The 25,304-nt window shown below is 74.5% G+C and carries 24 protein-coding genes; 11 read left to right on the top strand and 13 right to left on the bottom strand.

Annotation, left to right across the window (positions count from 1 at the left end; all coding sequences use genetic code 11):
• Nucleotides 1-949 precede the first annotated feature (949 nt).
• On the bottom strand, nucleotides 950-1,957 hold the full coding sequence (locus tag ACZ514_RS27250) for a hypothetical protein (protein ID WP_469125882.1): 1,008 nt from the start codon (nucleotides 1,955-1,957) through the stop codon (nucleotides 950-952).
• Between the two features lie 63 nt (nucleotides 1,958-2,020).
• Here ACZ514_RS27250 and ACZ514_RS27245 point away from each other — a divergent pair, with 63 nt between their 5' ends.
• From ACZ514_RS27245 to ACZ514_RS27235, 3 genes are all read left to right on the top strand, one after another.
• Nucleotides 2,021-4,489 (top strand): helicase-associated domain-containing protein, encoded by a 2,469-nt coding sequence (locus ACZ514_RS27245; RefSeq protein ID WP_469125881.1) that lies wholly within the window; start codon nucleotides 2,021-2,023, stop codon nucleotides 4,487-4,489.
• A gap of 110 nt (nucleotides 4,490-4,599) precedes the next feature.
• On the top strand, nucleotides 4,600-5,250 hold the full coding sequence (locus ACZ514_RS27240) for a DUF4291 domain-containing protein (protein ID WP_468175756.1): 651 nt from the start codon (nucleotides 4,600-4,602) through the stop codon (nucleotides 5,248-5,250).
• A gap of 219 nt (nucleotides 5,251-5,469) precedes the next feature.
• Complete coding sequence (locus ACZ514_RS27235; RefSeq protein ID WP_468175759.1) at nucleotides 5,470-7,113, top strand: DNA repair helicase XPB; 1,644 nt, start codon at nucleotides 5,470-5,472, stop codon at nucleotides 7,111-7,113.
• On the opposite strand, the gene ACZ514_RS27230 is transcribed toward ACZ514_RS27235, so the two are convergent.
• Nucleotides 7,079-7,915 (bottom strand): glycosyltransferase family 87 protein, encoded by an 837-nt coding sequence (locus ACZ514_RS27230; RefSeq protein WP_468701402.1) that lies wholly within the window; start codon nucleotides 7,913-7,915, stop codon nucleotides 7,079-7,081. The two genes, ACZ514_RS27235 and ACZ514_RS27230, sit on opposite strands and share 35 nt — an antisense overlap.
• A 62-nt stretch (nucleotides 7,916-7,977) precedes the next feature.
• Entirely contained in the window at nucleotides 7,978-8,166 is a 189-nt protein-coding gene (locus ACZ514_RS27225; RefSeq protein WP_468175765.1) for a hypothetical protein, read from the bottom strand.
• Nucleotides 8,167-8,593: 427 nt separating this feature from the next.
• On the opposite strand from ACZ514_RS27225, the gene ACZ514_RS27220 reads away from it, so the two are divergent.
• Complete coding sequence (locus ACZ514_RS27220) at nucleotides 8,594-10,573, top strand: HelD family protein (protein ID WP_469125886.1); 1,980 nt, start codon at nucleotides 8,594-8,596, stop codon at nucleotides 10,571-10,573.
• A gap of 39 nt (nucleotides 10,574-10,612) precedes the next feature.
• Here ACZ514_RS27220 and ACZ514_RS27215 read toward each other — a convergent pair whose 3' ends face one another.
• On the bottom strand, nucleotides 10,613-11,305 hold the full coding sequence (locus ACZ514_RS27215; RefSeq protein WP_468175771.1) for a copper homeostasis protein CutC: 693 nt from the start codon (nucleotides 11,303-11,305) through the stop codon (nucleotides 10,613-10,615).
• A 108-nt stretch (nucleotides 11,306-11,413) separates the two neighbouring features.
• Here ACZ514_RS27215 and ACZ514_RS27210 point away from each other — a divergent pair, with 108 nt between their 5' ends.
• Nucleotides 11,414-12,067, top strand: a complete 654-nt coding sequence (locus ACZ514_RS27210; RefSeq protein WP_468175774.1) for an HD domain-containing protein — start codon at nucleotides 11,414-11,416, stop codon at nucleotides 12,065-12,067.
• Nucleotides 12,068-12,165: 98 nt separating this feature from the next.
• Complete coding sequence (locus tag ACZ514_RS27205; RefSeq protein ID WP_468175777.1) at nucleotides 12,166-13,386, top strand: Cmx/CmrA family chloramphenicol efflux MFS transporter; 1,221 nt, start codon at nucleotides 12,166-12,168, stop codon at nucleotides 13,384-13,386.
• Here the strand turns inward: ACZ514_RS27205 and ACZ514_RS27200 are convergent.
• From ACZ514_RS27200 to ACZ514_RS27185, 4 genes are all read right to left on the bottom strand, one after another.
• On the bottom strand, nucleotides 13,373-14,845 hold the full coding sequence (locus ACZ514_RS27200; protein ID WP_469125885.1) for a caspase family protein: 1,473 nt from the start codon (nucleotides 14,843-14,845) through the stop codon (nucleotides 13,373-13,375). The two genes, ACZ514_RS27205 and ACZ514_RS27200, sit on opposite strands and share 14 nt — an antisense overlap.
• 73 nt (nucleotides 14,846-14,918) lie before the next feature.
• The gene (locus tag ACZ514_RS27195) at nucleotides 14,919-16,076 is read right to left on the bottom strand and encodes a lipase family protein (protein ID WP_468175783.1); all 1,158 of its coding nucleotides are present in this window, start codon (nucleotides 16,074-16,076) and stop codon (nucleotides 14,919-14,921) included.
• An 86-nt stretch (nucleotides 16,077-16,162) separates the two neighbouring features.
• On the bottom strand, nucleotides 16,163-16,435 hold the full coding sequence (locus tag ACZ514_RS27190; RefSeq protein ID WP_468175786.1) for a DUF4031 domain-containing protein: 273 nt from the start codon (nucleotides 16,433-16,435) through the stop codon (nucleotides 16,163-16,165).
• Nucleotides 16,436-16,442: 7 nt separating this feature from the next.
• A complete protein-coding gene (locus ACZ514_RS27185) occupies nucleotides 16,443-16,820 on the bottom strand; it encodes a hypothetical protein (RefSeq protein WP_468175789.1) in 378 nt (125 codons plus the stop codon).
• Between the two features lie 185 nt (nucleotides 16,821-17,005).
• Here ACZ514_RS27185 and murQ point away from each other — a divergent pair, with 185 nt between their 5' ends.
• Together murQ and ACZ514_RS27175 are read left to right on the top strand one after the other, a co-directional pair.
• A complete protein-coding gene (murQ, locus tag ACZ514_RS27180; protein WP_469125880.1) occupies nucleotides 17,006-18,028 on the top strand; it encodes an N-acetylmuramic acid 6-phosphate etherase in 1,023 nt (340 codons plus the stop codon).
• 25 nt (nucleotides 18,029-18,053) lie between these two features.
• Complete coding sequence (locus ACZ514_RS27175; RefSeq protein WP_468175795.1) at nucleotides 18,054-19,559, top strand: PTS transporter subunit EIIC; 1,506 nt, start codon at nucleotides 18,054-18,056, stop codon at nucleotides 19,557-19,559.
• 23 nt (nucleotides 19,560-19,582) lie between these two features.
• Here ACZ514_RS27175 and ACZ514_RS27170 read toward each other — a convergent pair whose 3' ends face one another.
• Nucleotides 19,583-20,269, bottom strand: coding sequence for a hypothetical protein (locus ACZ514_RS27170; protein ID WP_468175798.1), 687 nt, complete (start codon nucleotides 20,267-20,269; stop codon nucleotides 19,583-19,585).
• Nucleotides 20,266-20,484 (bottom strand): hypothetical protein, encoded by a 219-nt coding sequence (locus ACZ514_RS27165; protein WP_467892555.1) that lies wholly within the window; start codon nucleotides 20,482-20,484, stop codon nucleotides 20,266-20,268. The genes ACZ514_RS27170 and ACZ514_RS27165 overlap by 4 nt, the downstream gene beginning before the upstream one ends.
• Nucleotides 20,485-20,598: 114 nt before the next feature.
• Here ACZ514_RS27165 and ACZ514_RS27160 point away from each other — a divergent pair, with 114 nt between their 5' ends.
• Nucleotides 20,599-21,432 carry a helix-turn-helix domain-containing protein gene (locus ACZ514_RS27160; RefSeq protein WP_469125879.1) on the top strand — a complete coding sequence of 278 codons (834 nt, stop codon included), beginning with the start codon at nucleotides 20,599-20,601 and terminating at the stop codon, nucleotides 21,430-21,432.
• Complete coding sequence (locus tag ACZ514_RS27155) at nucleotides 21,416-21,727, top strand: DUF397 domain-containing protein (RefSeq protein WP_469125878.1); 312 nt, start codon at nucleotides 21,416-21,418, stop codon at nucleotides 21,725-21,727. Before ACZ514_RS27160 ends, ACZ514_RS27155 begins: the two co-directional genes overlap by 17 nt.
• Nucleotides 21,728-21,731: 4 nt before the next feature.
• Here the strand turns inward: ACZ514_RS27155 and ACZ514_RS27150 are convergent, their stop codons facing one another.
• On the bottom strand, nucleotides 21,732-22,919 hold the full coding sequence (locus ACZ514_RS27150; RefSeq protein ID WP_468175807.1) for a S8 family peptidase: 1,188 nt from the start codon (nucleotides 22,917-22,919) through the stop codon (nucleotides 21,732-21,734).
• Between the two features lie 367 nt (nucleotides 22,920-23,286).
• Between ACZ514_RS27150 and ACZ514_RS27145 the strand changes: the two genes are divergently transcribed.
• Nucleotides 23,287-23,634 (top strand): protease inhibitor I9 family protein, encoded by a 348-nt coding sequence (locus tag ACZ514_RS27145; protein ID WP_468175810.1) that lies wholly within the window; start codon nucleotides 23,287-23,289, stop codon nucleotides 23,632-23,634.
• 6 nt (nucleotides 23,635-23,640) lie between these two features.
• On the opposite strand, the gene ACZ514_RS27140 is transcribed toward ACZ514_RS27145, so the two are convergent.
• Both ACZ514_RS27140 and ACZ514_RS27135 read right to left on the bottom strand, forming a co-directional pair.
• The gene (locus ACZ514_RS27140) at nucleotides 23,641-24,336 is read right to left on the bottom strand and encodes a LamG domain-containing protein (RefSeq protein ID WP_468175813.1); all 696 of its coding nucleotides are present in this window, start codon (nucleotides 24,334-24,336) and stop codon (nucleotides 23,641-23,643) included.
• A gap of 313 nt (nucleotides 24,337-24,649) precedes the next feature.
• The gene (locus ACZ514_RS27135; protein WP_469125877.1) at nucleotides 24,650-25,285 is read right to left on the bottom strand and encodes a phosphoribosylanthranilate isomerase; all 636 of its coding nucleotides are present in this window, start codon (nucleotides 25,283-25,285) and stop codon (nucleotides 24,650-24,652) included.
• Between the last annotated feature and the right edge of the window lie 19 nt (nucleotides 25,286-25,304).

The raw sequence follows: 25,304 nt of genomic DNA, 5'->3' as shown, positions 1-25,304 counted from the left end.
TAGCGTCCGGCCCGCGTCATGGGCTGATACCTGCACGCGATGTCGATCAGAGCCCCTTTCGGGAGCGGTGGGCGCGTCAGATCGCTACGCGCTCCTCCTGACTTAGCGTCCGGCCGCCGTCCTGGGCTGATACCCGCACGGAATGTCGATCCCAGCCCCATCGGGGAGCGGTGAGCGCGTCAGATCGCTACACGCTTCCGTCTGGGAGGCGTCTGCGGCGCCGCCTGTGTTCATGCGGCCCACCAGGGAGGGGAATCATCCCTTTTGCCCTCATTTAGCGACCATGGGCGAGGCCTGAAGGGTCTCTGCCGGAGTCTGCCGTTGAAGAAGACAACGCCACAGTCCGACAGAGGATCGAAAGACCCGCGAAAGGCCTCCGGACAGCCGCATTTCTCCCTCAAAGCACCCCCAGGCCGCCGTCCGGATGTCTCTCAGCCGCAGACGGCCATCAGCCGCCGAGAAATGAGGAGCACGTAGCGATCTCACGCGCCCACCACCCCCTGATGGCGCTCTGATCGACATTTCGTGCAGGTATCAGCCCAGGACGGGGGCGGACGCTAAGCCGGGAGGAGCGCGTAGCGATCTGACGCGTCCGGGTGGATGGCCGGGGGTCTCTGGGGGCCCGGATGCCCGGCAGGCCGACGCCCGACCCCTCGCCTCATCAGTGATACGGGGCTCCCCTGCCTCTGGACCGTCCCGTTTCTTTGGGGGGTTCTCGGCAGTCCTTGTCTTTCCGGGGCGGGACGGTCGGTCAAGGGTGGAGCGCAGCGACATCGCGTAGCGACGCGACGAAGGAGCGCCCTTGAGGGACCGGCCCGACACGGAAGGACGATGGGACTGACGGGAAACCCCCAAACCAGCCCTGATGCCGCCCCGCCGAAACCCCGCCCCCGAAACCCCGCCCACCTCCGCAGCCCCCGCCCCGTCAAAACCCCGCCCCCGAAACCCCCTACCGTCGTCGCGCGCGCCACAGGAGGTACGCCGCCGTGGTGGCCGCCGCCGTGCGGGCCAGGGTGGGCCAGAGGGCGCGGAAGGCCGGGCCGAGCTGGTCGGAGGGGAGCGGGGTGCCCCAGCGGCCGGAGGTGCGGCCCCAGAGCCAGAGCATGGCCAGGGCGAAGACCGAGGCGGGCAGGCCGAGGAGGACCCACTTGCGCTCGCGGGGCCCGAGCACGCGCGAGGCGTACGCCACCAGCGCGCCGGCGCCGACCAGCGGCCAGTACGCGGTGACCGCCCCCGCGAGCAGCAGCACCGCCGCCAGCAGGAGGAACGCGTGGGGGCGGGGCATCGGTTCCCCCTCCGGGGCGGCGGCCTTCTTCTTCCGGCGCCGCTCGCGCAGGAACCGTACGAGGCCCCCCGCCGGCGCTCCCGGGCCGGCGGCGGAGCCCGGCTCGGCCCCCGTACCCGCCGTGTCGCCGTCCGCCCCCTTCGCCCCCGCGTCCTCGTCCCCCCGCTCCCGGAAGCGGTCCGGGAACTCGATGCCGCCCGCGAAGCCCTCCACCTGGGGCCCCGCCCCCAGCCCGCCCGGGGACAGGCTCCACCAGTCGGGCTCGGCTTCGGCGGAGGCGCCGAGTTCGTCCAGGCCGGCCAGGTGCGGCGGGACGTTCTGCGGGCCCCGCTGCACCGGGACCGCGGCCGGAGCGGCCGGAGCGGCCTTAGCGGCCTTGGCCACCCGATCCGCCTTGGCCACCGGATCCGCCTCGTCCCCCGGATCCGCCGGAGGCGCGGCCCGGGTGGAGCCCGCCGCGTCGACGACCTCCTCCGGCGTGCCGATCCGGTCCAGGATGACGCGTACGGCCGCCGGGGTGTCCGGTTCGTATCGGGCGCGCCGGCGGTCGATCTCGTCCCGCAGCCCCGCGACCAGCCGCATCCGGTCCCCGGACGGCAGCTGCCGGCGCTGCGCCAAGTCCCCGACGCGGCTCAGGTATTCGTAGACCAGATGGTCGCTCTCGATCCCCACGCCCCCGACGGTAGCGCGTGCGTCCGTGGAGCGGCCGACGGCTCAGCGGATACCGTTGGCCGGATGGGGACCGGACGGCGGTCCGGCCGGCGTGACCAGGAGGCGACCGACGTGCCCGAGGCAAGTACCGCTGCGGCGAACGCCCCGCGCTCCCTCGCCGAGGCGCTCCGCGCCCGTGACGACGTGGCGCTCGCCGCCCTGCTGCACGCCCGCCCCGACCTGCTGAACCCGGTGCCCGGCGACGTCACCCAGCTGGCCACCCGCGCCGGCACCCGCGCCTCGGTGGTGCGCGCCCTGGACCGCCTGGACCGGTTCGCGCTGCAGACGGCGGAGGCCCTCGCGGTCGCCCCGGACCCGTGCCCGTACCCGGTGCTGGAGTCGCTGCTGACGGGGACCGGCGGTGAGGACACCGAGGCCCGCGACGCGCTCCCCCGGGCGCTGGGGACCCTGCGCGACCAGGCTCTGGTGTGGGGGGACGAGGACCGGCTGCGGCTGGTCCGCACGGCCCGGGAACTGCTCGCCCCGTCGCCGCAGCGGCCCTCCCCGACGGGGCTGGGGCCGACCGTGGCGGAGGCGGTGGCGGGGATGTCGCCGACCCGGATCCAGGAGATCGTGGCGGCGGCCGGGCTGCCGGCGACGCACGACCCGGTCTCGGCGGTGTCCGCGCTGACCGGGCTGTTCACCGACCCCGAGCGGATGTCGGCGCTGCTGGACGAGGCTCCGGCGGAGGCGCACCAGGTGCTGGGCCGGCTCGTGTGGGGGCCGCCGTACGGGGAGGTGACCCCGAATCCGACGCCGCCGGTGCGCTGGCTGCGCGACCGGGGGCTGCTGCTGCCGGCTTCGCCGCGGACGGTCGTACTGCCGCGGGAGGTCGCGCTGCACCTGCGGGGCGGGCTCGCGCACCGGCGGACGGCTCCGCTCCCGCCGCCGGTGGGCGTGCACCGCGAGCACCGTCCACAGCTTGTGGACGCGAACGCGGCGGGGCAGGTGCTGGCGGCGCTGTCCACCGTCGAGGAGCTGGTGAAGTCCTGGGAGCACGCCGGACCGCTGGTGCTGCGGGCGGGCGGGCTGTCCGTACGGGACCTGAAGCGGACGGCGGCCGCGCTGGACACCCCCGAGGGCGCGGCGGCGTTCTGGATCGAACTGGCCTACGCGGCGGGGCTGCTGGCCACCGACGGCGAGGCCGACGAGCGGTACGCGCCCACGCCCGCGTTCGACGGCTGGCGCGAGCTGCCGCCCGCCGAGCGGTGGGCGGTGCTGGCCCGGGCGTGGCTGCCGGCCACCCGCACGCCGGGGCTGGTCGGGGAGCAGGACGCGAAGGGCCGCACGCTGGCGGCGCTCGGCCCCGACCTGGACCGTTCGGCGGCGCCGGAGGTGCGCCGCCGGGTCCTGGAGCTGATCGGGGAGCTGCCCGAGGGCGGGGTGCCCGACCCGGAGGCGGTTCTGGAGCGGCTCGCGTGGGAGCGGCCGGCGCGCGGTACGGGCGATCTGCGGGCGCGGCTCGCGCGGTGGACGCTGCACGAGGCCGAGGTGCTGGGCGTCACCGGGCGGGGTGCGCTGAGCGTGTTCGGCCGGGCGCTGCTGGAGCACCGTGATCCGGCGGTGCTGCTGGCGCCGCTGCTGCCGGAGCCGGTGGACCACGTGCTGTTGCAGGCGGACCTGACGGCGGTGGCTCCGGGTCCGCTGCTGCGGCCGCTGGCGGAGATGCTGGCGGTGCTCGCGGACGTGGAGTCCAAGGGCGGGGCGACGGTGTACCGGTTCACGCCCGGGTCGGTGCGGCGGGCGCTGGACGCCGGGCAGACGGCGTCGGACCTGCACGCCTTCCTCACCGAGCACAGCCGGACGCCGGTGCCGCAGCCGCTGGCGTACCTGATCGACGACGTGGCGCGGCGGCACGGGCACCTGCGGGTCGGGGCGGCGTCCTCGTACGTGCGGTGCGACGACGACGCGATGCTGGGGGAGATCCTCGCGGACAAGCGGTCGGCGTCGCTGGGGCTGCGGCGGCTCGCTCCGACGGTGCTGGCGGCGCAGGCGGATCCGGCGGCGCTGCTCGACGGGCTGCGGGCGATGGGGTACGCGCCGGCGGCGGAGTCCCGTACCGGTGACGTGCTGGTGTCGCGGGCCGACGCGCACCGCACCCCGGCGCGTTCGGCGCCGGTGCCGGTACCGGACGGGCCGCCGGTGCCGGACGCGACGCTGCTGGGGGCGGCGGTACGGGCGATCCGTGCGGGCGATCTGGCGGCGACGGCGGTCCGCAAGGAGCCGGCGGCCGCCTCCTCGGGCGCTCCGGGGGAACTGCCGCGCACGAGCGCGGCGGAGACCCTGGCCACGGTGCAGGCGGCGGCGCTGACGGGGTCGGCGGTGTGGATCGGGTACGTGAACGCCGACGGCGCGGCGAGCCAGCGGGTGATCGCCCCGGTGCGGGTGGAGGGCGGCTTCGTCACGGGCTACGACCACACGGCGGACGAGGTACGCACGTACGCCCTGCACCGCATCACGGGGGTGGCGGAGCTGGCGGAGGACCAGGTGTAGGTCGCCTCTTCGGGATCTTGCGGGTCAGGCACGGTCCGGAAGGGACGGCCTGGGGGCGGCCGGCGGGAAAACCGCTGGCCGGGGGCGGGGCCGACCGGCACTCTGGCGCCATGTCCGAAGCACTGCCCGAAGCGGGATCCGCGTCCGCGCCGCCGCCCGGGTCCCCGGCCGCGTCCCCCGTGCCCCGGTACCAGGTCCGCGCCGCCCACACCGGTACCACCGTCACCGTCTACCAGGCCTACGCCCCGCGTCTCGGCGTGCCCGCGGCCCGCGACGGGCGTTTCCCGCCCGCGTGGAAGCGGGAGCGGATGACGTGGATCAAGCCGTCGTTCCTGTGGATGATGTACCGCTGCGGCTGGGCCACGAAGGCCGATCAGGAGACGGTCCTGGCGGTGGAGGTCACCCGCGAGGGCTTCGACCGGGCGCTCGCCGGCGCCTGCCTCTCCCACTACGTGCCCGGCGTCCACGCGGACCGCGAGGCGTGGCGGGCGTCCCTGGCCGGCTCGCCGGCCCGGGTGCAGTGGGACCCGGAGCGGGACCTGCACCTGAACGCGCTGCCCCACCGGTCCCTGCAACTGGGGCTGTCGGGGTGGGCTTCGCGGGCGTACGCCGACGAGTGGACGGTGTCCATCCGCGACGTCACCCCGCTCGCCCGCGAGATCCACGCCCTGGTCCGCGCGGGCGACACCGGTGGTGCCCGCGCGCTGCTCCCGGCCGAGACCCCGTATCCGGCGGGCCCGCTGCCCCACCTGGGGGCGTAGCGCTCCCGCCCCGGCTCGCCCGGGCGCCGACCGCCCCGTCGGTGCGGAGGACCGCTGTTCCTCGTCCGTGGCCCGGACCGGACGCGGCACCGGTGGGCGGCGTCGGCGCGTTTTCCCGGCGGGGCCCGGCGGGACCCCCACACCCGCGGCGGGATGCGGCAGACTGGAGGTTTGGCCGCCCGCGCCCGGGCGGCCGCCACCCGCCGGAAAGGGACAGGCGTGAACGGGCCTCTCATCGTCCAGAGCGACAAAACCCTCCTTCTCGAGGTCGACCACGAACTCGCCGGGGCCGCGCGGCGCGCCATCGCCCCCTTCGCGGAGCTGGAGCGGGCGCCCGAGCACATCCACACCTACCGGATCACCCCGCTCGGGCTGTGGAACGCCCGGGCCGCCGGGCACGACGCCGAGCAGGTCGTCGACGCGCTCGTCGAGTACTCCCGCTATCCCGTCCCGCACGCGCTGCTGGTCGACGTCGCCGAGACGATGGCCCGCTACGGGCGCCTGACCCTGTCCAAGCACCCCGTCCACGGGCTGGTGCTGACCAGTACCGACCGGCCCGTGCTGGAGGAGATCCTGCGCTCGAAGCGGATCACCCCGCTGGTCGGGGCGCGGCTCGACGCCGACACGGTGGCCGTGCACCCGTCGGAGCGCGGGCAGATCAAGCAGACCCTGCTGAAGCTGGGGTGGCCCGCCGAGGACCTCGCCGGGTACGTGGACGGTGAGGCGCACCCGATCGACCTGGAGGAGAACGGCTGGGCGCTGCGCCCGTACCAGGCGCAGGCGGTGGAGGGGTTCTGGCACGGCGGGTCCGGGGTGGTCGTCCTGCCGTGCGGCGCGGGCAAGACGCTGGTCGGTGCCGGTGCGATGGCGAAGGCGAAGGCGACGACGCTGATCCTGGTCACCAACACCGTCTCGGCGCGGCAGTGGAAGCACGAGCTGGTGCGGCGCACCTCCCTGACGGAGGAGGAGATCGGCGAGTACTCCGGCACGCGCAAGGAGATCCGGCCCGTCACGATCGCCACGTACCAGGTGCTGACGACCAAGCGGAAGGGCGTCTACCCGCACCTGGAGCTGTTCGACTCCCGGGACTGGGGGCTGATCCTCTACGACGAGGTGCACCTGCTGCCGGCCCCGGTGTTCAAGTTCACCGCCGACCTCCAGGCGCGCCGGCGGCTCGGCCTGACGGCCACTCTGGTGCGGGAGGACGGGCGGGAGTCGGACGTGTTCTCGCTGATCGGGCCGAAGCGGTTCGACGCGCCGTGGAAGGAGATCGAGGCGCAGGGCTACATCGCGCCGGCCGACTGCGTGGAGGTCCGCGTCAACCTGACCGAGTCCGAGCGGCTCGCGTACGCGACCGCCGAGACGGAGGAGAAGTACCGCTTCTGCGCGACGACCGCGACGAAGCGGAAGGTCACCGAGGCGCTGGTGCGCAAGCACCGGGGCGAGCAGACGCTGGTGATCGGGCAGTACATCGACCAGCTCGACGAGCTCGGCGAGCACCTGGACGCGCCGGTCATCAAGGGCGAGACCTCCAACGCGCAGCGGGAGAAGCTCTTCAACGCCTTCCGCGAGGGAGAGATCAGCGTGCTGGTCGTCTCGAAGGTCGCGAACTTCTCGATCGACCTGCCCGAGGCCACCGTCGCCATCCAGGTGTCCGGCACCTTCGGTTCCCGGCAGGAGGAGGCGCAGCGCCTGGGCCGGGTGCTGCGGCCGAAGGCGGACGGGCACGAGGCGCGGTTCTACTCGGTCGTCGCGCGCGACACGATCGACCAGGACTTCGCCGCGCACCGCCAGCGCTTCCTGGCGGAACAGGGCTACGCCTACCGGATCATGGACGCGGACGAGCTGCTGGCGAGCGACTGACCCGGCCCCGGGGAGCCGGGCGCGGGCCGGGGATCCGGCCCCGCGCCCGGCGGTGACGCGTACGGCGGCAGGCCGCGCCCGTCAGGGCGGTGAGGGCCGGTACGGCCCACACCCACAGGTGCGGCCACTCCCGCAGCAGGGCCCGGCCGGTCAGCGGGACGTGGTGGGCCCAGACGTGGTGGGCCCAGAAGTCGGCGGAGGCCTCCGGGAGCACCAGCAGCCCGAGCAGGACGGTGCCGGCGAGCCCGGCCAGGGCGGTCAGGGCGGCCCGGACGCGCCGCGTCAGCAGCAGGTACGGAATGAGGAGCGCCGGGGTCAGGGTGATCCCGGCGGCGGTGCCCAGGGCGAAGCCCTTGCCGAGGGCGGTGCGCGGCCGGCCGAGGTCCCAGACGGCGAGGCAGGCGAACGCCAGGTTGATCTGGGCGGGCAGCGGGCTCTGGAACAGGGGCTCCAGCCACAGCCCGGCGATGGTGGCGGCCAGGACGGGTCCCCGCCGGGCCCGTACCGGGGCGAGCCGGCAGGACAGCAGGACCAGCAGGGCGAGCAGGCCGGCGTTCCCGAGGACGAGGACGGCCTTGAGCACGCCGGCCGGCAGCCAGGCGGCGGGCGTGAAGAGGATCGCGGCGAACGGCGGATAGGCGCTGGGCGGATGCCACTCGGCGGCGGAGAAGCCACTGAGGACGGCGTCGGCGGTGGGGACCCGCAGGGCGATGCACAGGACGCCCAGAGCGAGCAGCGGGCCTGTGACCAGCACACCTGCGAGCGGTGAAGGGGAGGGAGCGGAATCGGGGCTGCGGGTCACGCGCGTGACCCTAGTAGATCACCGTGTGGCCGCCGCCGGGTTCAGGCCAACGCCTTCACCCGTCAGCGGCGTATGACGCCCGCGTCGTGGGCGTACTCACCGAGGACGGCGACGCTCACGGCGGCGGCGGCGAAGACCTTGGCGGCGCGCAGTACATCGCCGACGCGGTGGCGGGGACGGGGGCCGGAGGCGGCGGTGGCGCCTGTGGCCCCGGGCCCGCCCTGGACCGGGACAAAGGTTGCGGTGCTCATGAATCCATGGTGCTTGCCCGGCCCTCCCCGCACATCGCCCCCGGGATGGAATCCGCAGTCCTCCCGCCTCCTCCTCGCGGCCCATGCGTCCCCGGCCGGCTCTGCCGGAGGTCTGACACTCCCCGGTACGACACCCGTACGGAGGTCCCACCCCCTCCGGGCTTCCGGCCCGGATATCCATTCGCGCCGCCCGGCCCGGCTGACTACACTCTCCGCTCTTGCCGCCTCCCGCCGCCGCACCGGGGAGAGCCGCCTTCCGGACGGAAACCGGGGGCTTTCCGTACCGCACAGACCAGCAGCTGGAGGCCCTCCCGTGTCCGCGCACGCCCCCGACACCGCCGCACCCGACACCGCCGCACCCGACGCCCCCGGTCCGCTCGGCCGGGAACGGGCCCACCTGGCAGCCTCCCGCTCCGCCCTGCGCGCCATGCGCGAGGACGTCGAGGCCCTCGACATCCGCGACGTCACCGCGAACTGGGTCAACGCCATCGTCCTCCAGGCCCAGATCGAGGACCGCGTCAAAGCCCTCGCCGACCTCGCCCACACCCCGCTCTTCTTCGGCCGCCTCGACTACCTGCACGCCCCGGGCGCGGAACTCGCCGAGGGCGCCGGGGGCGAGCGGTTCTACATCGGCCGCCGCCACGTCCACGACGCCGAGGGCGACCCGATGGTGATCGACTGGCGGGCGCCGGTCTCCCAGCCCTTCTACCGCGCCTCCAAGGCCGACCCCCAGGACGTCGCGCTGCGCCGCCGCTTCGGCTACACCGGCGGCGAACTGACCGCGTACGAGGACGAGCACCTCAGCGACCCCGCCGAGTCCCCGGCCGTCAGCAAGCTGCTCCAGCGGGAGATCGAGCGGCCCCGCGTGGGTCCCATGCGCGACATCGTCGCGACGATCCAGCCCGAGCAGGACGAGATCGTCCGCTCGGGGCTGTCCGGTTCGGTCTGCGTCCAGGGCGGCCCCGGCACCGGGAAGACGGCCGTCGGCCTGCACCGGGTCGCGTACCTCCTCTACGCGCACCGCGAGCGCCTGGCCCGCACCGGCACCCTGGTCATCGGGCCGAACCGGTCCTTCCTGCACTACATCGAGCAGGTCCTGCCCGCGCTGGGCGAGCTGGAGGTCAAGCAGGCCACCGTGGACGACCTCGTCGCCCGCGACGGCCTGGAGGTGCGCGGCACGGACTCCGCCGCCACCGCGGTGGTCAAGGGCGACGCCCGGATGGCGGAGGTCCTGCGCCGTGCCGTCCGCTCGCACGTCACCCCGCCCGCCGAACCCCTGATGGTGGTCCGCGGTTCGCGCCGCTGGCGGGTGCCCGCGTACGAGCTCGAGGAGATCGTGACCGAGCTCCAGGACCGCGACATCCGCTACGGCGCCGCCCGCGACGCGCTGCCGCAGCGGATCGCGCACGCGGTCCTCGTCCGCATGGAGCAGGCGGGCGAGGCCCCGGACGACCGGGTGCAGGACGCGGTGGCCCGCAACGCGGCCGTGAAGGCCGCGGTCAAGGCGGTCTGGCCGGCGGTCGATCCGGCGAAGCTGGTGCTGCGCCTGCTGTCGGACGCGGACTTCCTGGCCCTGCACGCGGAGGGCGTCCTCACGGCCGGCGAACAGAAGCTGCTGCTGTGGCCGAAGCCCTTCCGGAGCGTGAAGTCGGCGAAGTGGTCGGCGGCGGACCTGGTGCTGATCGACGAGGCCGCGGACCTGGTGGAACGGACGCCCTCGCTCGGCCACGTCGTCCTCGACGAGGCGCAGGACCTGTCCCCGATGCAGTACCGGGCGGTCGGCCGCCGCTGCACGACGGGCTCGGCGACGGTACTGGGCGACCTCGCGCAGGGCACCACCCCGTGGGCGACGCGCAGCTGGGAGGAGGCGCTGACGCACCTGGGCAAGCCGGAAGCGGTGCTGGAGGAACTGACGGCGGGCTTCCGCGTGCCGCGCGAGGTCATCGCGTACGCGTCCCGGCTGCTGCCCGCGATCGCGCCGGGGCTGGCCCCGGTCTCGTCGGTCCGCGAGACGCCGGGGTCCCTGAAGGTGACCCCGTCCGCCGACCTGACGGCGGACGTCATCGCCGCGTGCCGCGCCTCCCTCGCGCACGAGGGCTCGACCGGCCTGATCGCGGCCGACGCCCGGATCCCGGTACTGGCGCAGGCCCTCCCGGCGGCGGGCCTGCCGTACCTCTCCCCGGGCGAGGAGACCACGGCGGAGTCCCGCCTCACCCTGGTCCCGGCGTCGCTGGCGAAGGGCCTGGAGTACGACTACGTGGTCCTGGACGAGCCGGCGGCGATCGTCGACGGCGAACCGGACGAGCGGACGGGGCTGCGCCGGCTGTACGTGTGCCTCACCCGGGCCGTGTCCGGCCTGACGGCGGTCCACACCGCCGCACTCCCGCACCCCCTGACCTCCCCCTGACGCCCACCCCCACACCGCCGGCCAGGGCAAGGGCAAGCGCTACCCCACCGCCTCCCGCCACTCCGCCACCGCCGCCGCCGCGACCGGCCGCCCCCACCCCGACGGCCGCGCCGCGCCGCCGATATGGAACGCGTCGATGCCCGCCTCCCGCAGCACCGGCACGTGCGCCAGGGCGAGGCCGCCGCCGACCAGGAGCCGCGGCCCGTACCCCGGCTCGCCGCGCCGCCCCGCCGCGGCCTCCGCCGCCAGCACCGGCAGCCCGTCCGCGACCCCGGCCGCCGACCCAGCCGTCAGGTAGGTGTCCAGGCCCGGCAGCTCCGCGAGGGCCTTCCGCAGGCCGTCCCGGTCCGCCGCGCGGTCGATCGCCCGGTGGAACGTCCACCGGCAGCCGTCCAGCTCCGCCAGCACGGCCTCGACCGCGTCGAGGTCGGGGCTGCCGTCCGGGTGCAGGAAGCCGAGGACGAACTCCTCCGCGCCCTCCGCCCGCAGCCCCCGTGCGGTCTCCACCAGCACGGAGACGTCGCCCGCCGCGAACCCGTCCGCCGTGCGGAGCATCACGCGCAGCGGGATGTCGACCGCCGCCCTGATCGCCGCGAAGGTCTCGCGCGTCGGGCTGAGCCCGTCGGCGGCCATGTCGGTGACCAGTTCGAGGCGGTCCGCCCCACCTGCCCTGGCGGCGACCGCGTCCTCCACGTCGAGGGCGATCACCTCCAGGAGCGCACGGTTGCTCATGTGATCCCCATCCTTATGCCCATATGGAAAATAGGTCTAGTCCAATATCCAGGGTACGGGCCCCACCCGCGCTCCACCAGCACAATCGCGCCAGCCCACAATGTCCGCATGGAAACCCCCGACACCGCCCGCCCCGGCACCGACCGCCTCCGCGCCCGCTGGGCGGCCACCGCCACCGCCGCCGGCGCCACCCGCGACCCCGCCCCCTACGCCGACCGCCTCCTCACCGCCTGGGCGGAACCGCAGCGCCGATACCACACCACCGCCCACCTGGCCGACGTCCTCGCCCGGCTCGACGTGCTCGCCGGGCACGCCGACGACACCGCCGCCGTCGAGCTCGCCGCCTGGTTCCACGACGCCGTCTACCGCCCCGACCGCTCCGAGAACGAGGAACGCAGCGCCGCCCTCGCCGAGCGCGCCCTGCCCGAGCTGGGCGTCGACGCGGCCCGCACCGCCGAGGTCGCCCGGCTGGTGCGGCTCACCGTCACCCACGACCCCGCCCCCGGCGACACCAACGGCGAGGCCCTCTGCGACGCCGACCTCGGCGTCCTCGCCGGCGAACCCGCCGCCTACACCGCCTACGCCGCCGCCGTCCGCGCCGAGTACGGCTTCGTCCCCGACGAGGCCTTCCGCACCGGCCGCGCCGCCGTCCTGCGCGGCCTGCTCGCCCTGCCGCGCCTCTTCCGCACCCCGTACGGCGCCGCCCACTGGGAGGGCCCGGCGCGCCGCAACCTGGAAGCCGAGCTGGCCTCGCTGACCTGACATACGGAGCGTCACCGGGAATGCGTCCCGCTTCGCGGCGGTTCGGGAAGTACATGCCCGCAGCCTCCGCACGACCCCGCCCCCGGTCCCGGTCCCGTATGCCCGTCGCCGTCTACGTCCTCGGCCTGTCCGTCTTCGCGCTCGGCACCAGCGAGTTCATGCTGTCCGGCCTCCTGCCCCCCATCGCGCAGGACATGGGCGTCACCATCCCGCAGGCGGGCCTGCTGATATCCGCCTTCGCGATCGGCATGGTCGTCGGGGCGCCGCTGCTCGCGGTCGCCACCCTGCGCCTCCCGCGCCGCACCACCCTCATCGCCCTCATCAGCCTCTTCGGCCTCGGCCAGGTGGCGGGCGCGCTGGCACCCACGTACGAGCTCCTCTTCGCCTCCCGCGTGGTGTCGGCCCTCGCCTGCGCCGGGTTCTGGGCCGTCGGCGCGGCCGTCGCCATCGCCATGGTCGACCAGGACCAGCGGGCCCGCGCCATGTCCGTCATGATCGGCGGCCTGTCCATCGCCAACGTCCTCGGCGTCCCCGCCGGCGCCTTCCTCGGCGAGCACTTCGGCTGGCGCTCCGCGTTCTGGTCGGTCGGCGCCGCCTCCGCCGTCGCCCTCGCCGGCATCCTGGCCCTGATCCCGAGGATCCCGCTGCCCGAGGAGAAGCCCCGCCTCCGCCGCGAGCTGGGCATCTACCGCGACCGCCAGGTCTGGCTGTCGATCGGCATCACGGCCCTGGCCGCGGGCGGCGTCTTCTGCGCCTTCAGCTACCTGTCGCCGCTGCTCACGGACGTGGCCGGACTGGACTCGAAGTGGGTGCCGTGGATCCTGGGCCTCTTCGGCGTCGGCGCCCTGGCCGGGACGACCGTCGGCGGGCGCATCGCCGACGCGCGCCTGTTCGGGGTGATGCTCTGGGGCATCACCGCCTCGACGGTGTTCCTCGGCGCCCTCACCGTGCTGGCCTCCAGCGCGGCCGCCGCCATCGCCCTGGCGTTCCTGCTCGGCGTCTCGGCGTTCTTCACCGCCCCGGCCCTCAACGCCCGGATGTTCAACGTCGCCGGGGCCGCCCCGACCCTCGCCGGAGCCACCACCACCGCCGCGTTCAACCTCGGCAACACCGGCGGCCCCTGGCTCGGCGGCACGGTCATCGACGCAGGGTTCGGCTTCGCCTCCCCGGCCTGGGCGGGCGCGGCCATGACCGTCACCGCCCTCGCCCTCACCGCCCTCGCCCTCCGCCTGGACCGCCGTACGCCGCCCCGCGCGACCCGCGTGGTGGCCGGCTCCCCGGCCCCCCTGGCGGCGGCGGACAGCGTCAGGGGTACGTAAACGGCATCGAGTGGCCGCGCTTCGGGTCCTTCATCAGGCTCTGCGTGCTGACACCCACCTCGGTGGTGGTGATGTGGACTTCGTAGTCGCCCGCCTTGAGACCGGTGACCGGGACCTCGAACCGCTCCTCTCCGGAGGTCGCCTTGAAGTCCTTCGTCGCGGGCGCCTTGGCAGGGAACACGTAGGTGTTGTCGGGCCCCACCACCCAGAGGGTCATCGAGACGGCCTTCGGAGTGGTGAGGGACTTCACGTAGCCCACCATGCTGATCCGCCCGTTCACCTCCCGGACGCAGACCGTCTCCAGGATGTCCGGCACGTTGGTCGTCGTGTGTCCGGCACCGCACCTCTCCCCGAGGGGATCGGCCGGTGGCGCCGTCGCCGGCTTCTGCGGGGCGGACGCCGCAGCCGTCGGGGCCGAGGACGACGGGGCCGGCGGGGCGGCGGCGGGCGGGGACGCGGTGATCTCCTTCCCCGGAACCGCGGCCCCGGCCGCCGGCACCGCCTGGTCCGGCTTCCCGTCGCCGCTCTCCCCGCCGCCGCCCTTCCCGTGCAGGAACATCGCCACGATCGCGACCATCGCCACCATCGCCAGCGCCCCGCCCCCGGCCCACATCCCCGTCCTGCGGCCGCCGCCGGCCGGCGCCGGCGGCACCGCGGGCGCGCCCGGCCCCGCGGCGGCAGGGACCGGAGGGGCGGCGGGGACCGGAGGGGCCGGCGACGCCGAAGGCTCCGGCCGCCGCCAGATCTCCACGTCCCCGCCGACCGGCTGGATCACCAGGGTGACGGGGCTCTGGTGCTGCCGGCTGCCCAGGCGGTGCCCGGTGAAGTGCTCCTTGACGTGCGCGACCAGCGCGTCGAGGTCGGTGTCCAGGCCCGGCGAGTGCTCCTCCAGCCAGTCCATGACGGTGGTCGAGAAGGCCCCGGTCCGCTGGGCACCGCGCTGCGTCGCCGCCTGCCCGGAGGCGGCGGCCAGCAGCATGAACTGCTCCACCGGCATCCGCCGGCCCGTCGGCAGCGGGGCGACGGCCGGCCTGGGCCCGCCGGCCTTGACGAAGGTCGCGCAGGCGTCCACGAGGAAGACCTGCCTGCGGCAGTACGCCACGTCCGGCCTGGCCAGGTAGTCCCGCAGCTCCATCAGGTCCAGGCAGCGCGGATCGGCGTCCGAGGCGTCCGGACAGAGCAGCAGCCGCCGGTCGCCCCGGTCCACCACCCCGTGGCCGCCCCAGTACACGTACAGCAGATCGCCCTCGGGCACCGTCCGCGGCGGGGCGAGCCGGTCGAGGATCTGGTCCCGGGAGATGACCGTCTCGATCTCGACTTCCAGGTCCCGTTCCCGGGTGTTGAGATCGGCCCAGGAGGCGTCCGTCGGCGCGAGCAGCAGCCTGATGTTCCTGCCGGGGACCCCGCGCCTGCGCAGCCAGCGGGCGAGCCGCATGGCGTCGGCCGCGGCGCCGGCCAGGTTCCGGTCGCTCAGGCGCGGTAGTGCTCGATGCCGACCAGGAGGGCGTGTACGCGCGCCGGGTCGGGGGCGGTCAGCTCAGCCATGTGCGGACGGCGTTCCAGACCTCGGGGTTGGACCAGTACGTGGTGTGGGCCCAGGGGAAGGGCTGCCGGTTGTCGACCCGGTGGTCGTCGGCCCGGCCCGGGAACACCTTCTCGGCCCGGTACGAGAGCAGGTCGCGCTCGTCGTAGACGTTGAGCCACCGCGCGGGGAAGCCCTCCGGCAGGGTCTCGGGGTGTTCGAGCGAGACCAGGGCCCCGATCTCGTAGAAGTACGGGGCCTGCGAGCCGACGGTGATCAGCTGGTCCACGCGTTCCAGCCGCTCGCGGACCAGCAGGTCGACGCAGGCGACCCCGCCGAGGCTGTGCGCGATCACGGTGACCGCGTCCCCCGGCGTGTTCTCGATCGTCCGCTTGATCTGGTCCCGTACGCCCTGGCCCCGGGCCTGGTACCGCAGGATGTCGCCGATGGCCGGCAGGGCGGCGTCACCCCACGCCCCGCGCCGACGGCGGCCGCGCCAGCCGACGGGCCGGGCCAGCGCCTTGGCGAGGAAGCCGGTGACGGACCGGCCCTCGGCGTACAGCTCGGTGCTGAGCACGGCGAGCAGCTCGTCGCGCACCATGCCGGACACCTCGCCGCCCCGCTCGAAGGCGAGGGCGAGGGTCATGGCCACCACGGCGCGGGCGAAGGCCCTGCGGTGCTCCGTCCCGTCGGCGTCCGCCGTGGCCGCGGCGTCGTGGAACTCCGGCGCCCGCACCACGGCCCGCAGCGCCTCGGTGAACTCCCCGGCCAGTCCCCGCGCGGCGAACGCCTCGGCCACCGCCGGCCCCGGGACGTACCCGGTGACCTCGGCGACGAACTCCTCGGAGGGCGCGGGCCCGAAGCCGAAGCCGGATTCCTCCGCCGGCTGGAGCCCGAGCAGCCGCAGTTCGTACCAGGGGTCCTCGTACAGGACGTCCCAGACGGCGATCTCGTCGTCCTCCGGCGTACCGCCGCGCGTCTGCCGGTAGAGGGGGACGGAGGCCCCGTCGAGGGCCATGGCCGCGCCCTGCTCCCTGCCCCAGAAGCAGCCGCGGACCTCCAGCTCCGGCCGGATGTCGGCGAGCCGGGCCCGGACCTCCTCGAAGCTGCTGGTGTACGAAGCCTCGCGGACCCCGGTTCCGTGGACGAACAGCACTGACCGACGCACGATCTCCCTCATCCCGATGCCGGTGGCCGAGCCGCGGTCATCCTAATGCAGCAAATCGGCCCGCACACAGGAGAAATGACGGGTATTCAGGCCACCGGCGGGCGGTGTTTCGGCCGTCTCAGCCCCGCCTCGGTGAGGCGGCGGACCAGTTCCTTGCTGCCGATCTCCACCGCGCCCGCCGCGACCGCGTCCGCGTAGCGGTGCGAGGGCACGTCGTAGTGGTCGCGCTCGAAGGCCCGCGGCGGGCAGCCGATGTCCGCCGCGAAGGCGTGCAGTTCCTCGTACGAGACGTCGCTGACCAGGTGCGACCACAGGCGGCCGTGCCCCGGCCACACCGGCGGGTCGATGTACACCGTCACCGGCGTCTCACCGGCCCGGGCGGAGGACGGGGCCGAGGCCGCCCACGGCCGCGACCTTCACCCCGGCCTCCGAGCACACCCAGTGCGGGTCGCGGCCGAGCTCCGGTTCCACGTCCAGCGCGTGCGGCTCCCCGTGCACGCAGACGGGACACATCGGCCAGCGCCCGTACTTCTCCAGCAGGGCGTCCTTCACGTCCTGCGCGACGAGTCCGGCGAGGTAGTCGACCCCCTCCGGCCACTGCTCCACCCACCACCGGCGGTGCGTGACCGAGTCCTCGACGAGGGAGACGACATCTGCATCGGCGACCTCACCGGCGGCGAGATCGGCGAGAACGAGGGCACGGGCGACGTGGAGCGCCTGTTCCAGGGGGGTCGCGTGGTCCATGGGCTCATTGTGGACCCGGACCGGCCGCCGGGCGAAGGCCGCTTTCGCCCGGCCCCTTCCCCGCCCCTTCCCGTGCCGTGCCCGCCCCCTCCCGGCGCCTGGCCCGGCTCCGCCCGCACCACCCCGGCGCACCGGCGGGGGCGTGCCTTCTTGCCCCCGGCCCCGCCGGAAAATAGGTTCCAGCCGTGAGCGACCACCGCACGACCGCGTACACCGCCCTCCGCGCCGAGCTCGAGACGCTGACCACCGAGGCCTTCCGGCCCGAGTTCGCGGACCTCGACCGGCTCTCCACGCTGGAGATCGTCCGCGTCATGAACGCCGAGGACGCCACCGTGCCCGCCGCCGTCGCCGCGCAACTGGAGCCGATCGCCGCCGTCGTCGACGCGGTCGCCGAGCGGATGGCCCGCGGCGGCCGGCTCGTCTACGCGGGCGCGGGCACGGCGGGGCGGCTCGGGGTGCTGGACGCCAGTGAGTGCCCGCCCACCTTCAACACCGACCCGTCGCAGGTCGTCGGCCTGATCGCGGGCGGCCCCGGGGCCCTGGTGAAGGCCGTCGAGGGCGCCGAGGACTCCCGGGAGCTGGCCGCCGCCGACCTCACCGCCCTCGCCCTGACCGCCGAGGACACCGTGGTCGGCGTCTCCGCCTCCGGCCGCACCCCGTACGCGGTCGGGGCGGTCGAGTTCGCCCGTGCGCGCGGCGCGCTCACCGTCGGCCTGTCCTGCAACGCCGGGTCCGCCCTCGCGGCGGCCGCCGAGCACGGCATCGAGGTGGTCGTCGGGCCCGAGCTGCTGACCGGCTCCACCCGGCTGAAGGCGGGCACGGCGCAGAAGCTCGTACTGAACCTGATCTCGACGGTGACGATGATCCGTCTCGGCAAGACGTACGGGAACCTCATGGTCGACGTACGCGCCTCGAACGAGAAGCTGCGCGCCCGGTCCCGCCGCATCGTGGCCCTGGCGACCGGCGCCTCGGACGCGGAGATCGAGGCGGCGCTCACGGCGACCGGCGGCGAGGTGAAGGACGCGGTCCTCGTCGTCCTCGGCGGGGTCGACGGCCCCGGGGCCGCCCGCCTGCTCGCCGGGACGCGCGGGCACCTCCGCGACGCCCTCGACCGCGCCCGGGCCGAGTCCGGGACGCGGCCCCGGCCCGAGCCCTCGTCCCGCCCCGAGCCCCACCCGCAGCCGCAGCCGCAGTCCCCAGCCCGGTAGACGCCCTCCCACGCAAGGCGAGTAGATGTCCACTGACAAGAACCGCGCCACCGCCGCCGCGATCCTCCCCCTGGTCGGCGGCCCGGACAACATCGGCTCCGTCGCCCACTGCATGACCCGGCTGCGCATCGGCCTGCGCGACCGCTCCCTCGTGGACGACGCCGCCCTGCGGGCCGTGCCCGGGGTGCTGGGCGTGGTCGAGGACGACACCTACCAGATCGTGCTGGGGCCGGGCACCGTCGCCCGGGTCACGCCCGAGTTCGAGGCGCTGGTCGAGGCGGGCCGCACCCCCGCGGCGGAGCCGTCCGGGGTCACCGCCGCAGTGGAGCCGTCCGGAGTCACCGCCGCGGACCTCGCCGACCGGGGTGCCGCGCTGAAGGAGGCCCGCAAGGCGCGCAACGCGACCCCCTTCAAGCTGTTCCTGCGCCGCATCGCGAACGTCTTCGTGCCGCTGATCCCCGCCCTGATCGGCTGCGGTGTCATCGCGGGCCTGAACGGCCTGCTCGCCAACCTCGGCTGGGCCCCGGCCGTGGTCCCGGCCCTGGCCGCCATCGCGTCCGGTTTCATGTCGCTGATCGCGGTCTTCGTCGGCTTCAACACCGCCAAGGAGTTCGGCGGCACCCCCGTCCTCGGCGGCGCCGTCGCCGCGGTCATCGTCTTCCCCGGGGTCGCCCGGATCGACGCCTTCGGCGAGCACCTCTCCCCCGGCCAGGGCGGGGTCCTCGGCGCGCTGGCGGCCGCGCTGCTCGCCGTGCACGTGGAGCGGTGGTGCCGGCGCTGGGTGCCGGAGACCCTGGACGTGCTGGTCACCCCGACCCTGACCGTCCTCGTCACGGGCCTGGTCACCCTCTTCGGCCTGATGTTCCTCGCCGGTGAGGTCGCCGCCGCGATCGGCGCCTTCGCCAACTGGCTGCTGGCCGCCGGCGGCGCGCTCGCCGGGCTGGTCCTCGGCGGTCTCTTCCTGCCGCTGGTGATGCTCGGCCTGCACCAGGCGCTGATCCCCATCCACACCACCCTCATCGAGCAGTCCGGCTACACCGTCCTGCTGCCGATCCTCGCCATGGCCGGCGCCGGCCAGGTCGGCGCGGCCCTCGCCGTCTACTGCCGCCTCCCGCGCAACGGCTCGATCCGCACCACCATCAAGTCGGCGCTGCCGGCCGGCTTCCTCGGGGTGGGCGAGCCGCTGATCTACGGGGTCTCCCTGCCGCTGGGCCGGCCGTTCGTCACCGCCTGCGTCGGCGGCGCGGCGGGCGGGGCCTTCGTCGGGCTGTGCAACCAGCTGGGCGTCGCCTTCGGCTCCACCGCGATCGGCCCCTCGGGCTGGGCGCTGTTCCCGCTGCTGGACGGCACGTCGGGGATGGGCGCGACCGTCGCCGTGTACGCGGGCGGCCTCGGCGTCGGCTACCTGGTCGGCTTCGCCGCGACGTACTTCTTCGGCTTCACGCCGCGCATGCTGGCCGACCTCGACACCGGTCCCGGCCCCGCCGCCCCGGCCGGTCCCCCGGCGGCGAAGGAGCCGGTGCCGGCCTGATCCCCCGGCGGCGGGCGCACCCGTTACGGCCGCCCCGGCTCGGGAGACCCCCCGGCGGCCGTGCGCAGGAAGCGGACCAGGTCGTCCACGGAATAGCCGAGCTTGGGACCGCGTTCCGCCGCCATCAGGAGCAGCTGCCCGACGATCTCGGCGCCCCAGCCGTCCGTACCGTCCGGGGACCACCCCCACAGCTTCTCGATGCCGAGGTCGCTCATCAGCAGCCCGTACCCCTCCCGGACCTCCAGGCACACGTCGGCGACCGCGTCCAGCAGCCGCTCGCCCGGCCGCTCGCAGCACAGCCCGAAGTACCCGCCGATCTCCTCGGGCACGCACCCGCGCGGCGGCGACGCCTTCAGCCGCTCGTAGCGGGCGTCGTCGTACGGGGGACACTCCCCCACCGGGCAGTGCACCAGCGTGAACCGCTGCCACCCCGGCGGCGGGGGCGGCTGCGGCCGCCACCCCTTCATCCCGAAGGCCTCCTGAACCTGCGCCGTCGCCTCGTCCGCCGTATCGGCGGTACGCGTCTCCCGCCGCTCCCCGTCGTCCCCGACGGCCGTCCACTCCCCGCCGCCCCCGCAGCTGGGCCGCGCCCTTACGGCGAGCCCCAGACCCTGCCGCCGCCAGCCGCCCCCCACCAGGACCGCCTCCAGCCCGCGCAGCTTCCACCCGAGCTCGAAGGCGAACTGCGCCGCGTCCACCGGCTCGCTCACCGGCCCGCCCGCTCGTGCAGGACGGCGGCCAGCCGCAGCGCCGTGTCGATGTTGCAGCGCCCGAGGTCGACCAGGGGCAGCCCGTACGTACCGGCCGCCGAGACCCGCTCCACGTCGAGCGACGGGAACACCACCCCCACCCCGCCCAGTGCGTCCTTCAGCTGCCGGACGGCCTCTTCGGCCGCCCTCATCCGCTCCTGCGGGGAGAGCACCATGACATATCACCTTCCACTCTGAGTATTCAGCTTCTGCACACAGAGTGGCGATCAGGTGGCTAGCCTTTCAAGTGGGCCACCACAGCAACCGCACATGCTGGACCGGGAGTTGTCATGCCACGCAAGAAACTCGATCCCTCATCACCCCGCGCCCTCCTCGGTGCCGAGCTACGCGTGGCCCGCGAACGTGCCGCGATGAGCCAAGCGGCGCTCGGCGAACGGCTTTTCGTGAGCGGCTCGTACGTCGGCCAGATGGAAGTGGGCACCCGCAGAATCACACTCGAACTGGCCAAGGCGATAGACGCCATCCTGGGGACGGAGGGCTTCTTCACCCGCAACTGCGGCAAGGACGGCAAGTCCAAGTACCCCGACCACTTCGCGGAAGCGGCCGAAGCGGAGGCGGAAGCCCTGACCATCCGGGAGTACGCGCCGCTGACCATCCCGGGGTTGCTTCAGCGGGAAGGGTATGCGCGGGAGGTCTTCCACGCCTACCAGCCGACCGCGTCGGAAGCCGAGATCGATGAGTTGACGGAGGCCAGGCTCGACCGCGCCAAGCTCCTCAGCGACCCAACAACGCCCTTGTTGTGGTGTGTTCTCGACGAGGCGGTACTCCGCAGGGTGGTGGGGGGCCGGGCAGTGATGGCGGATGCCCTACGTCACCTTGCGACTTTGATGCGGGTTCGCCGACTCATCGCCCAGGTGATTCCGTTCGGCACTGGCGCCCATGCGGGCATGCATGGCTCGCTGAAGCTGATGTCCTTCGCGGACGCCCCGCCACTCGCCTACGTCGACGGCATGGGAGTGGGGCAACTGCTAGACGATCCAGCCACGGTGGCCCGCCATACGCTGACCTACGATCTCCTCACGGCCAGTGCACTGTCACCGCACGATTCGCTGGCCCTGATCGAGTCCGCGGCCGAGGAGTACGCACATGACGAGCATGCCTAAGTACGACTTGTCGACGGCCACTTGGCACAAGTCCAGCTACAGCGACGGTAGCGGCGGCGACTGCCTGGAGATGGCCACGTGGCGCAAGTCCAGCTACAGCGGTGGCGACGGCGGCAACTGCGTCGAGATGGGTACCTGGCGGAAGGCCACTCACAGCGCCGGTGACGGCGGCAACTGCGTCGAGGTGTGCGACGCGCACACCGACCTCGTCCCCGTGAGGGACTCCAAGCAGCCCGAAGGCCCGCACGTGGTGTTCCACGCGCGGGCCTGGGCGACCTTCGTCGCGACGCTCTGAACGGTCAGTAGCCCGCGGTGAACAGCAGCTCGTTCGGCGAGCCCGGGCTGAGCGAGGTCAGGACGCTCTTGGTGGACTGCGACCGCAGGAAGTTGGCGATGTCCACCGGACGGTCGCCCGGGTGCGCCTGCTTGTAGAGGGCGGCGACACCGGCGACGTGCGGCGCGGCCATGGACGTACCGTTCAGGGCCACGCTGCCGCCGCGCAGCTTCGCGGAGACGATGTCCTGGCCGGGCGCGTAGAGGGACACGCACGGGCCGTAGTTGGAGAAGACGGTCTCCCGGTCGAAGCGGTCGGTCGCCCCCACGGTGACCACGCGGGAGGCCGAGGCGGGCGAGACGTTGCAGGCGTCCTGGTGCTCGTTGCCCGCCGCGATGACCGGCAGGACGCCCGCGTCGGAGAGGGCGTTGACCGCGTTGTTGAGGGCCTCGGAACGCGGGCCGCCGAGGGAGCCGTTGAGCACCGCCGGCTGCTTGGCGTTCTTCGCCACCCAGTCCATGCCCGCGATCATGCCGGCGTAGGAGCCCCTGCCGTCACAGCCGAGGACGCGCACGCTCACCAGGTTCGCCTTGCGCGCGACGCCGTACGTGGCGCCGGCGACCGTGCCCGCGACGTGCGTGCCGTGGCCGTTGCAGTCCTGGCCCCGCTGGCTCGCGCCGTCCGGCATCGCGTCGAACCCGAACGTGGCGCGGCCGCCGAACTCCTCGTGCAGGTAGTCGATGCCGGTGTCGAGGATGTAGGCGGTCACTCCGGCGCCGCTGCCGCGGACGGTGAAGTCGTTGTCGAGCGGCAGCGGCCGCTGGTCGATGCGGTCCAGGCCCCAGGAGGAGGACGGGGCCCTGCTCACGCTCGGCTCGCCGGGCATCGGCACGGAGGCCGCCTTCGTGTTCTCCTCGACCGCCTTCACCCCGACGGTCGACCGGAGGGCGTCCAGCTGGAGCGCGGTGAGCGGGGCCGCGAAGCCGTTGAGCGCGGCGGAGTAGACGTGCTTCGGCTTCAGCCGGAGCTTCTCCGCCAGCTTCGCCGCGTCCACACCCTTGTCGAGGGTGACGATGTACTCGCCGGGCACGGCGTCGGCGGACGTCTGCAGCGGAGCCGGAGTGGGCTCGGGCGCGGCGGCGGACGCCGTGCCGGCGGCCACCGGGGCGAGGGCGAGGACGGTGGCGGTGGCTACACCTGCGATGAGGCGCATGGGGGAACTCCCGAGGGGAAGGGGTGACATGAGGCGCCGCCCTCTCGCGGGGTCCGCGGAACGCGTCCCTGAAGGCGGCCGTCCTCTTCATCGGTCCTCCGGGCAGAGGGACTTGAACCGCCTTCCCCGCTTGGCCGACGGGCCGGGCGGGGTCCGTCGGCCGTTCGCCGCAGCCGCTGGAGAAAGGATCCTTCCCGCTGCCGTCCGGGGCTTCGGCCCGCCGGGCCGCCCGCTCGCGCGTTCGGGAACTTCACCCGTACGGGCAGTCACCCGTCGAGGGGGCGCACTCGTTGTTCACTCCCGCCCGGAGCCGCCACGCCGCCGGGGTCGTTGACCGGCCCGGGCCGTGCGTGATGGCCTCACGGTCATGCGCACTCGCCCGAGCCTGCCCCTGCCGGTGGCCGTCGCCGCCGCCGCACTGGCCGCCGCAGCCGTACTGCCCGCCCTGCCCGCCCACGCCGTCACCCCGCCCGGCCCCGCGTCCGCCCGTGCCGTACCGGCGCCCGAGCACCCCTCGTACATCGTCACCGTGCACGAGGGGCTCGACCCGGCCGTGGTCGCCGAGGCGTACGGGATCCGGCCGACGCACGTCTACCGCGACGCGGGCAACGGCTTCGCCGCCCGGCTCTCCCCGGACCAGGTGCGGGCCCTGCGGGACACCCCGGTGGTGGAGTCCGTCGAGGAGGACGGCGAGGCCAGGGGCGTGCCCGCCTGACCGGGGCTACGGCCGTTGCACGCTCAGCCGCTCGACCTCGTACGACATCTCGCTGACCTCCGGGCCGGGGGCGGGGTGGTAGCGGCCGGCGCAGACGGACAGGTTGACGATCAGGTACGCGTGCCAGCCGCGGCCGACGCCCCGGCCGTCGGAGTAGACGCGGCGGCCGTTGACCCACCAGACGACGGATCTGCGGCCGAACTCCACCTTCAGGTCGACCCATCTGCCGGGCCCGACGCCCGGGTCGCGGTAGTAGCGGTGGGCCTCGCGGACGTGGTTGGACAGCTCCAGCAGGTCGGGGTTGTCGGGGTGGTACTCGAAGACGTCGATCTCCTGGCCGCCGTCCCGCCAGGTCCAGATGGCGGGCCAGGCGCCCGTCTCCTGGGGCAGCCGGACCCGGGCCTCCAGGACGTCGCCGGTGCGGACCTCGAAGCCCTCGTCGCTGCCCTCGGTGGTGAGCAGGCCGGCGTCCCAGTTGCCGTCGGGGCGACGGGTCGCGCGGAAGGTGCCGGTGCGGCTGTAGGCGGGGTCGGGGGTGAGGTGGTCGAGCTTGTTGTCGCCGGGGTTGACGGGGCCGCCGTCGGGATAGGCCCAGGAGCGGCCCGCCACCCACTGGGTGGTGGAGGAGAAGTCGGCGGTGAAGACGGACGAGAGGCGGCGCGGCATCACGCGCCGTAGCCATGCGGGCAGGTGCGGGGACATACGGGGCCTATGCCCGGTACGCACCCGGACGCACCGTCATCGTGACGGCCGGCGGTGGCACGGAGGCGCTCCCGGCGCAGCGCGCCGCGCGCCGCACGCCCCCCGGGTGCGGGGGGCGCGGCGGTGGGGGGCGCGGCGGTGGGGGACGGCATGCTGTCGGTCACCGGGACGGTCGCGGTCTCCCGGGGCGACGCGGCCGGCGGAGGCGGGGCACGCGCACGCGACAGCCCCGTCCGCCTCGGACCCGCCTTCCCCTGACCGGCGGTCCACCGGGCGGGGAGCCGTCACCCCGGGCACGGGTTCCTGTTCCCGGTCAGCTCCGCGCGCTGCCTGCGGCACGCCGGGACGCGGGGCCCCGCGCCGCCTCGACGAAGGCGCGGATCAGCTCCGGGGACTTCACCCCGCGCTCGCGCTCGACCCCGCTGGAGACGTCCACGCCCCAGGCGCCGGTCGCCGCCACCGCCTCGCGGACGTTGTCCGGGGTCAGCCCGCCGGCCAGCAGCCATCGCCCCTCGGGCGCCGTGAACTCCTCCGAGCCCCAGTTCCAGGGCTTGCCGGAGCCCGGGTCGGGGGCGTCGATGAGCAGCAGGTCCTCGCCGTGGCCTCCGCAGCGCTCGACGTGCTCGGCGGTGGCGCGCAGCAGCGTACGCCCCGGAGCGCGCAGCTCCTCGTAGTACGCGGCGGGCTCGTCCCCGTGGAGCTGCACGCCGCGCACGCCGCTCTCCTCCGTCAGCCGGCGCACCTCCTCGACGGACTGGCCCCGGAACACCCCGACGGTCAGCACCCCGCCCGGCACCCGCGCGGCGAGCTCCCGGGCCTCGGCGGCGCCGATGGTCCGGGGGCTGCCGGGCGCGAAGACGAACCCGACGGCGTCGGCCCCGGCCGCCACGGCCACGTCGACGTCATGGGCGGTCTTCAGCCCGCAGATCTTCACGAAGAGAGCACTCATGCCTCCAGTCAACCAAACC

Source organism: Streptomyces sp. NPDC034086 (assembly GCF_055575515.1).
Note: the sequence above shows the minus strand (reverse complement) of the source record. Positions and strands in the feature narration are given on the sequence as shown.

What these genes read in the sequence shown, in the direction of transcription:
- ACZ514_RS27245 (WP_469125881.1), top strand. Translation starts at nt 2,021, where the DNA reads ATGGGGACCGGACGGCGGTCCGGCCGGCGTGACCAGGAGGCGACCGAC.
- ACZ514_RS27240 (WP_468175756.1), top strand. Translation starts at nt 4,600, where the DNA reads ATGTCCGAAGCACTGCCCGAAGCGGGATCCGCGTCCGCGCCGCCGCCC.
- ACZ514_RS27225 (WP_468175765.1), bottom strand. Translation starts at nt 8,166, where the DNA reads ATGAGCACCGCAACCTTTGTCCCGGTCCAGGGCGGGCCCGGGGCCACA.
- ACZ514_RS27220 (WP_469125886.1), top strand. Translation starts at nt 8,594, where the DNA reads ATGCGCGAGGACGTCGAGGCCCTCGACATCCGCGACGTCACCGCGAAC.
- ACZ514_RS27215 (WP_468175771.1), bottom strand. Translation starts at nt 11,305, where the DNA reads ATGAGCAACCGTGCGCTCCTGGAGGTGATCGCCCTCGACGTGGAGGAC.
- ACZ514_RS27210 (WP_468175774.1), top strand. Translation starts at nt 11,414, where the DNA reads ATGGAAACCCCCGACACCGCCCGCCCCGGCACCGACCGCCTCCGCGCC.
- ACZ514_RS27205 (WP_468175777.1), top strand. Translation starts at nt 12,166, where the DNA reads ATGCCCGTCGCCGTCTACGTCCTCGGCCTGTCCGTCTTCGCGCTCGGC.
- ACZ514_RS27185 (WP_468175789.1), bottom strand. Translation starts at nt 16,820, where the DNA reads ATGGACCACGCGACCCCCCTGGAACAGGCGCTCCACGTCGCCCGTGCC.
- ACZ514_RS27175 (WP_468175795.1), top strand. Translation starts at nt 18,054, where the DNA reads ATGTCCACTGACAAGAACCGCGCCACCGCCGCCGCGATCCTCCCCCTG.
- ACZ514_RS27165 (WP_467892555.1), bottom strand. Translation starts at nt 20,484, where the DNA reads ATGGTGCTCTCCCCGCAGGAGCGGATGAGGGCGGCCGAAGAGGCCGTC.
- ACZ514_RS27160 (WP_469125879.1), top strand. Translation starts at nt 20,599, where the DNA reads ATGCCACGCAAGAAACTCGATCCCTCATCACCCCGCGCCCTCCTCGGT.
- ACZ514_RS27155 (WP_469125878.1), top strand. Translation starts at nt 21,416, where the DNA reads ATGACGAGCATGCCTAAGTACGACTTGTCGACGGCCACTTGGCACAAG.
- ACZ514_RS27150 (WP_468175807.1), bottom strand. Translation starts at nt 22,919, where the DNA reads ATGCGCCTCATCGCAGGTGTAGCCACCGCCACCGTCCTCGCCCTCGCC.
- ACZ514_RS27145 (WP_468175810.1), top strand. Translation starts at nt 23,287, where the DNA reads ATGCGCACTCGCCCGAGCCTGCCCCTGCCGGTGGCCGTCGCCGCCGCC.
- ACZ514_RS27140 (WP_468175813.1), bottom strand. Translation starts at nt 24,336, where the DNA reads ATGTCCCCGCACCTGCCCGCATGGCTACGGCGCGTGATGCCGCGCCGC.
- ACZ514_RS27135 (WP_469125877.1), bottom strand. Translation starts at nt 25,285, where the DNA reads ATGAGTGCTCTCTTCGTGAAGATCTGCGGGCTGAAGACCGCCCATGAC.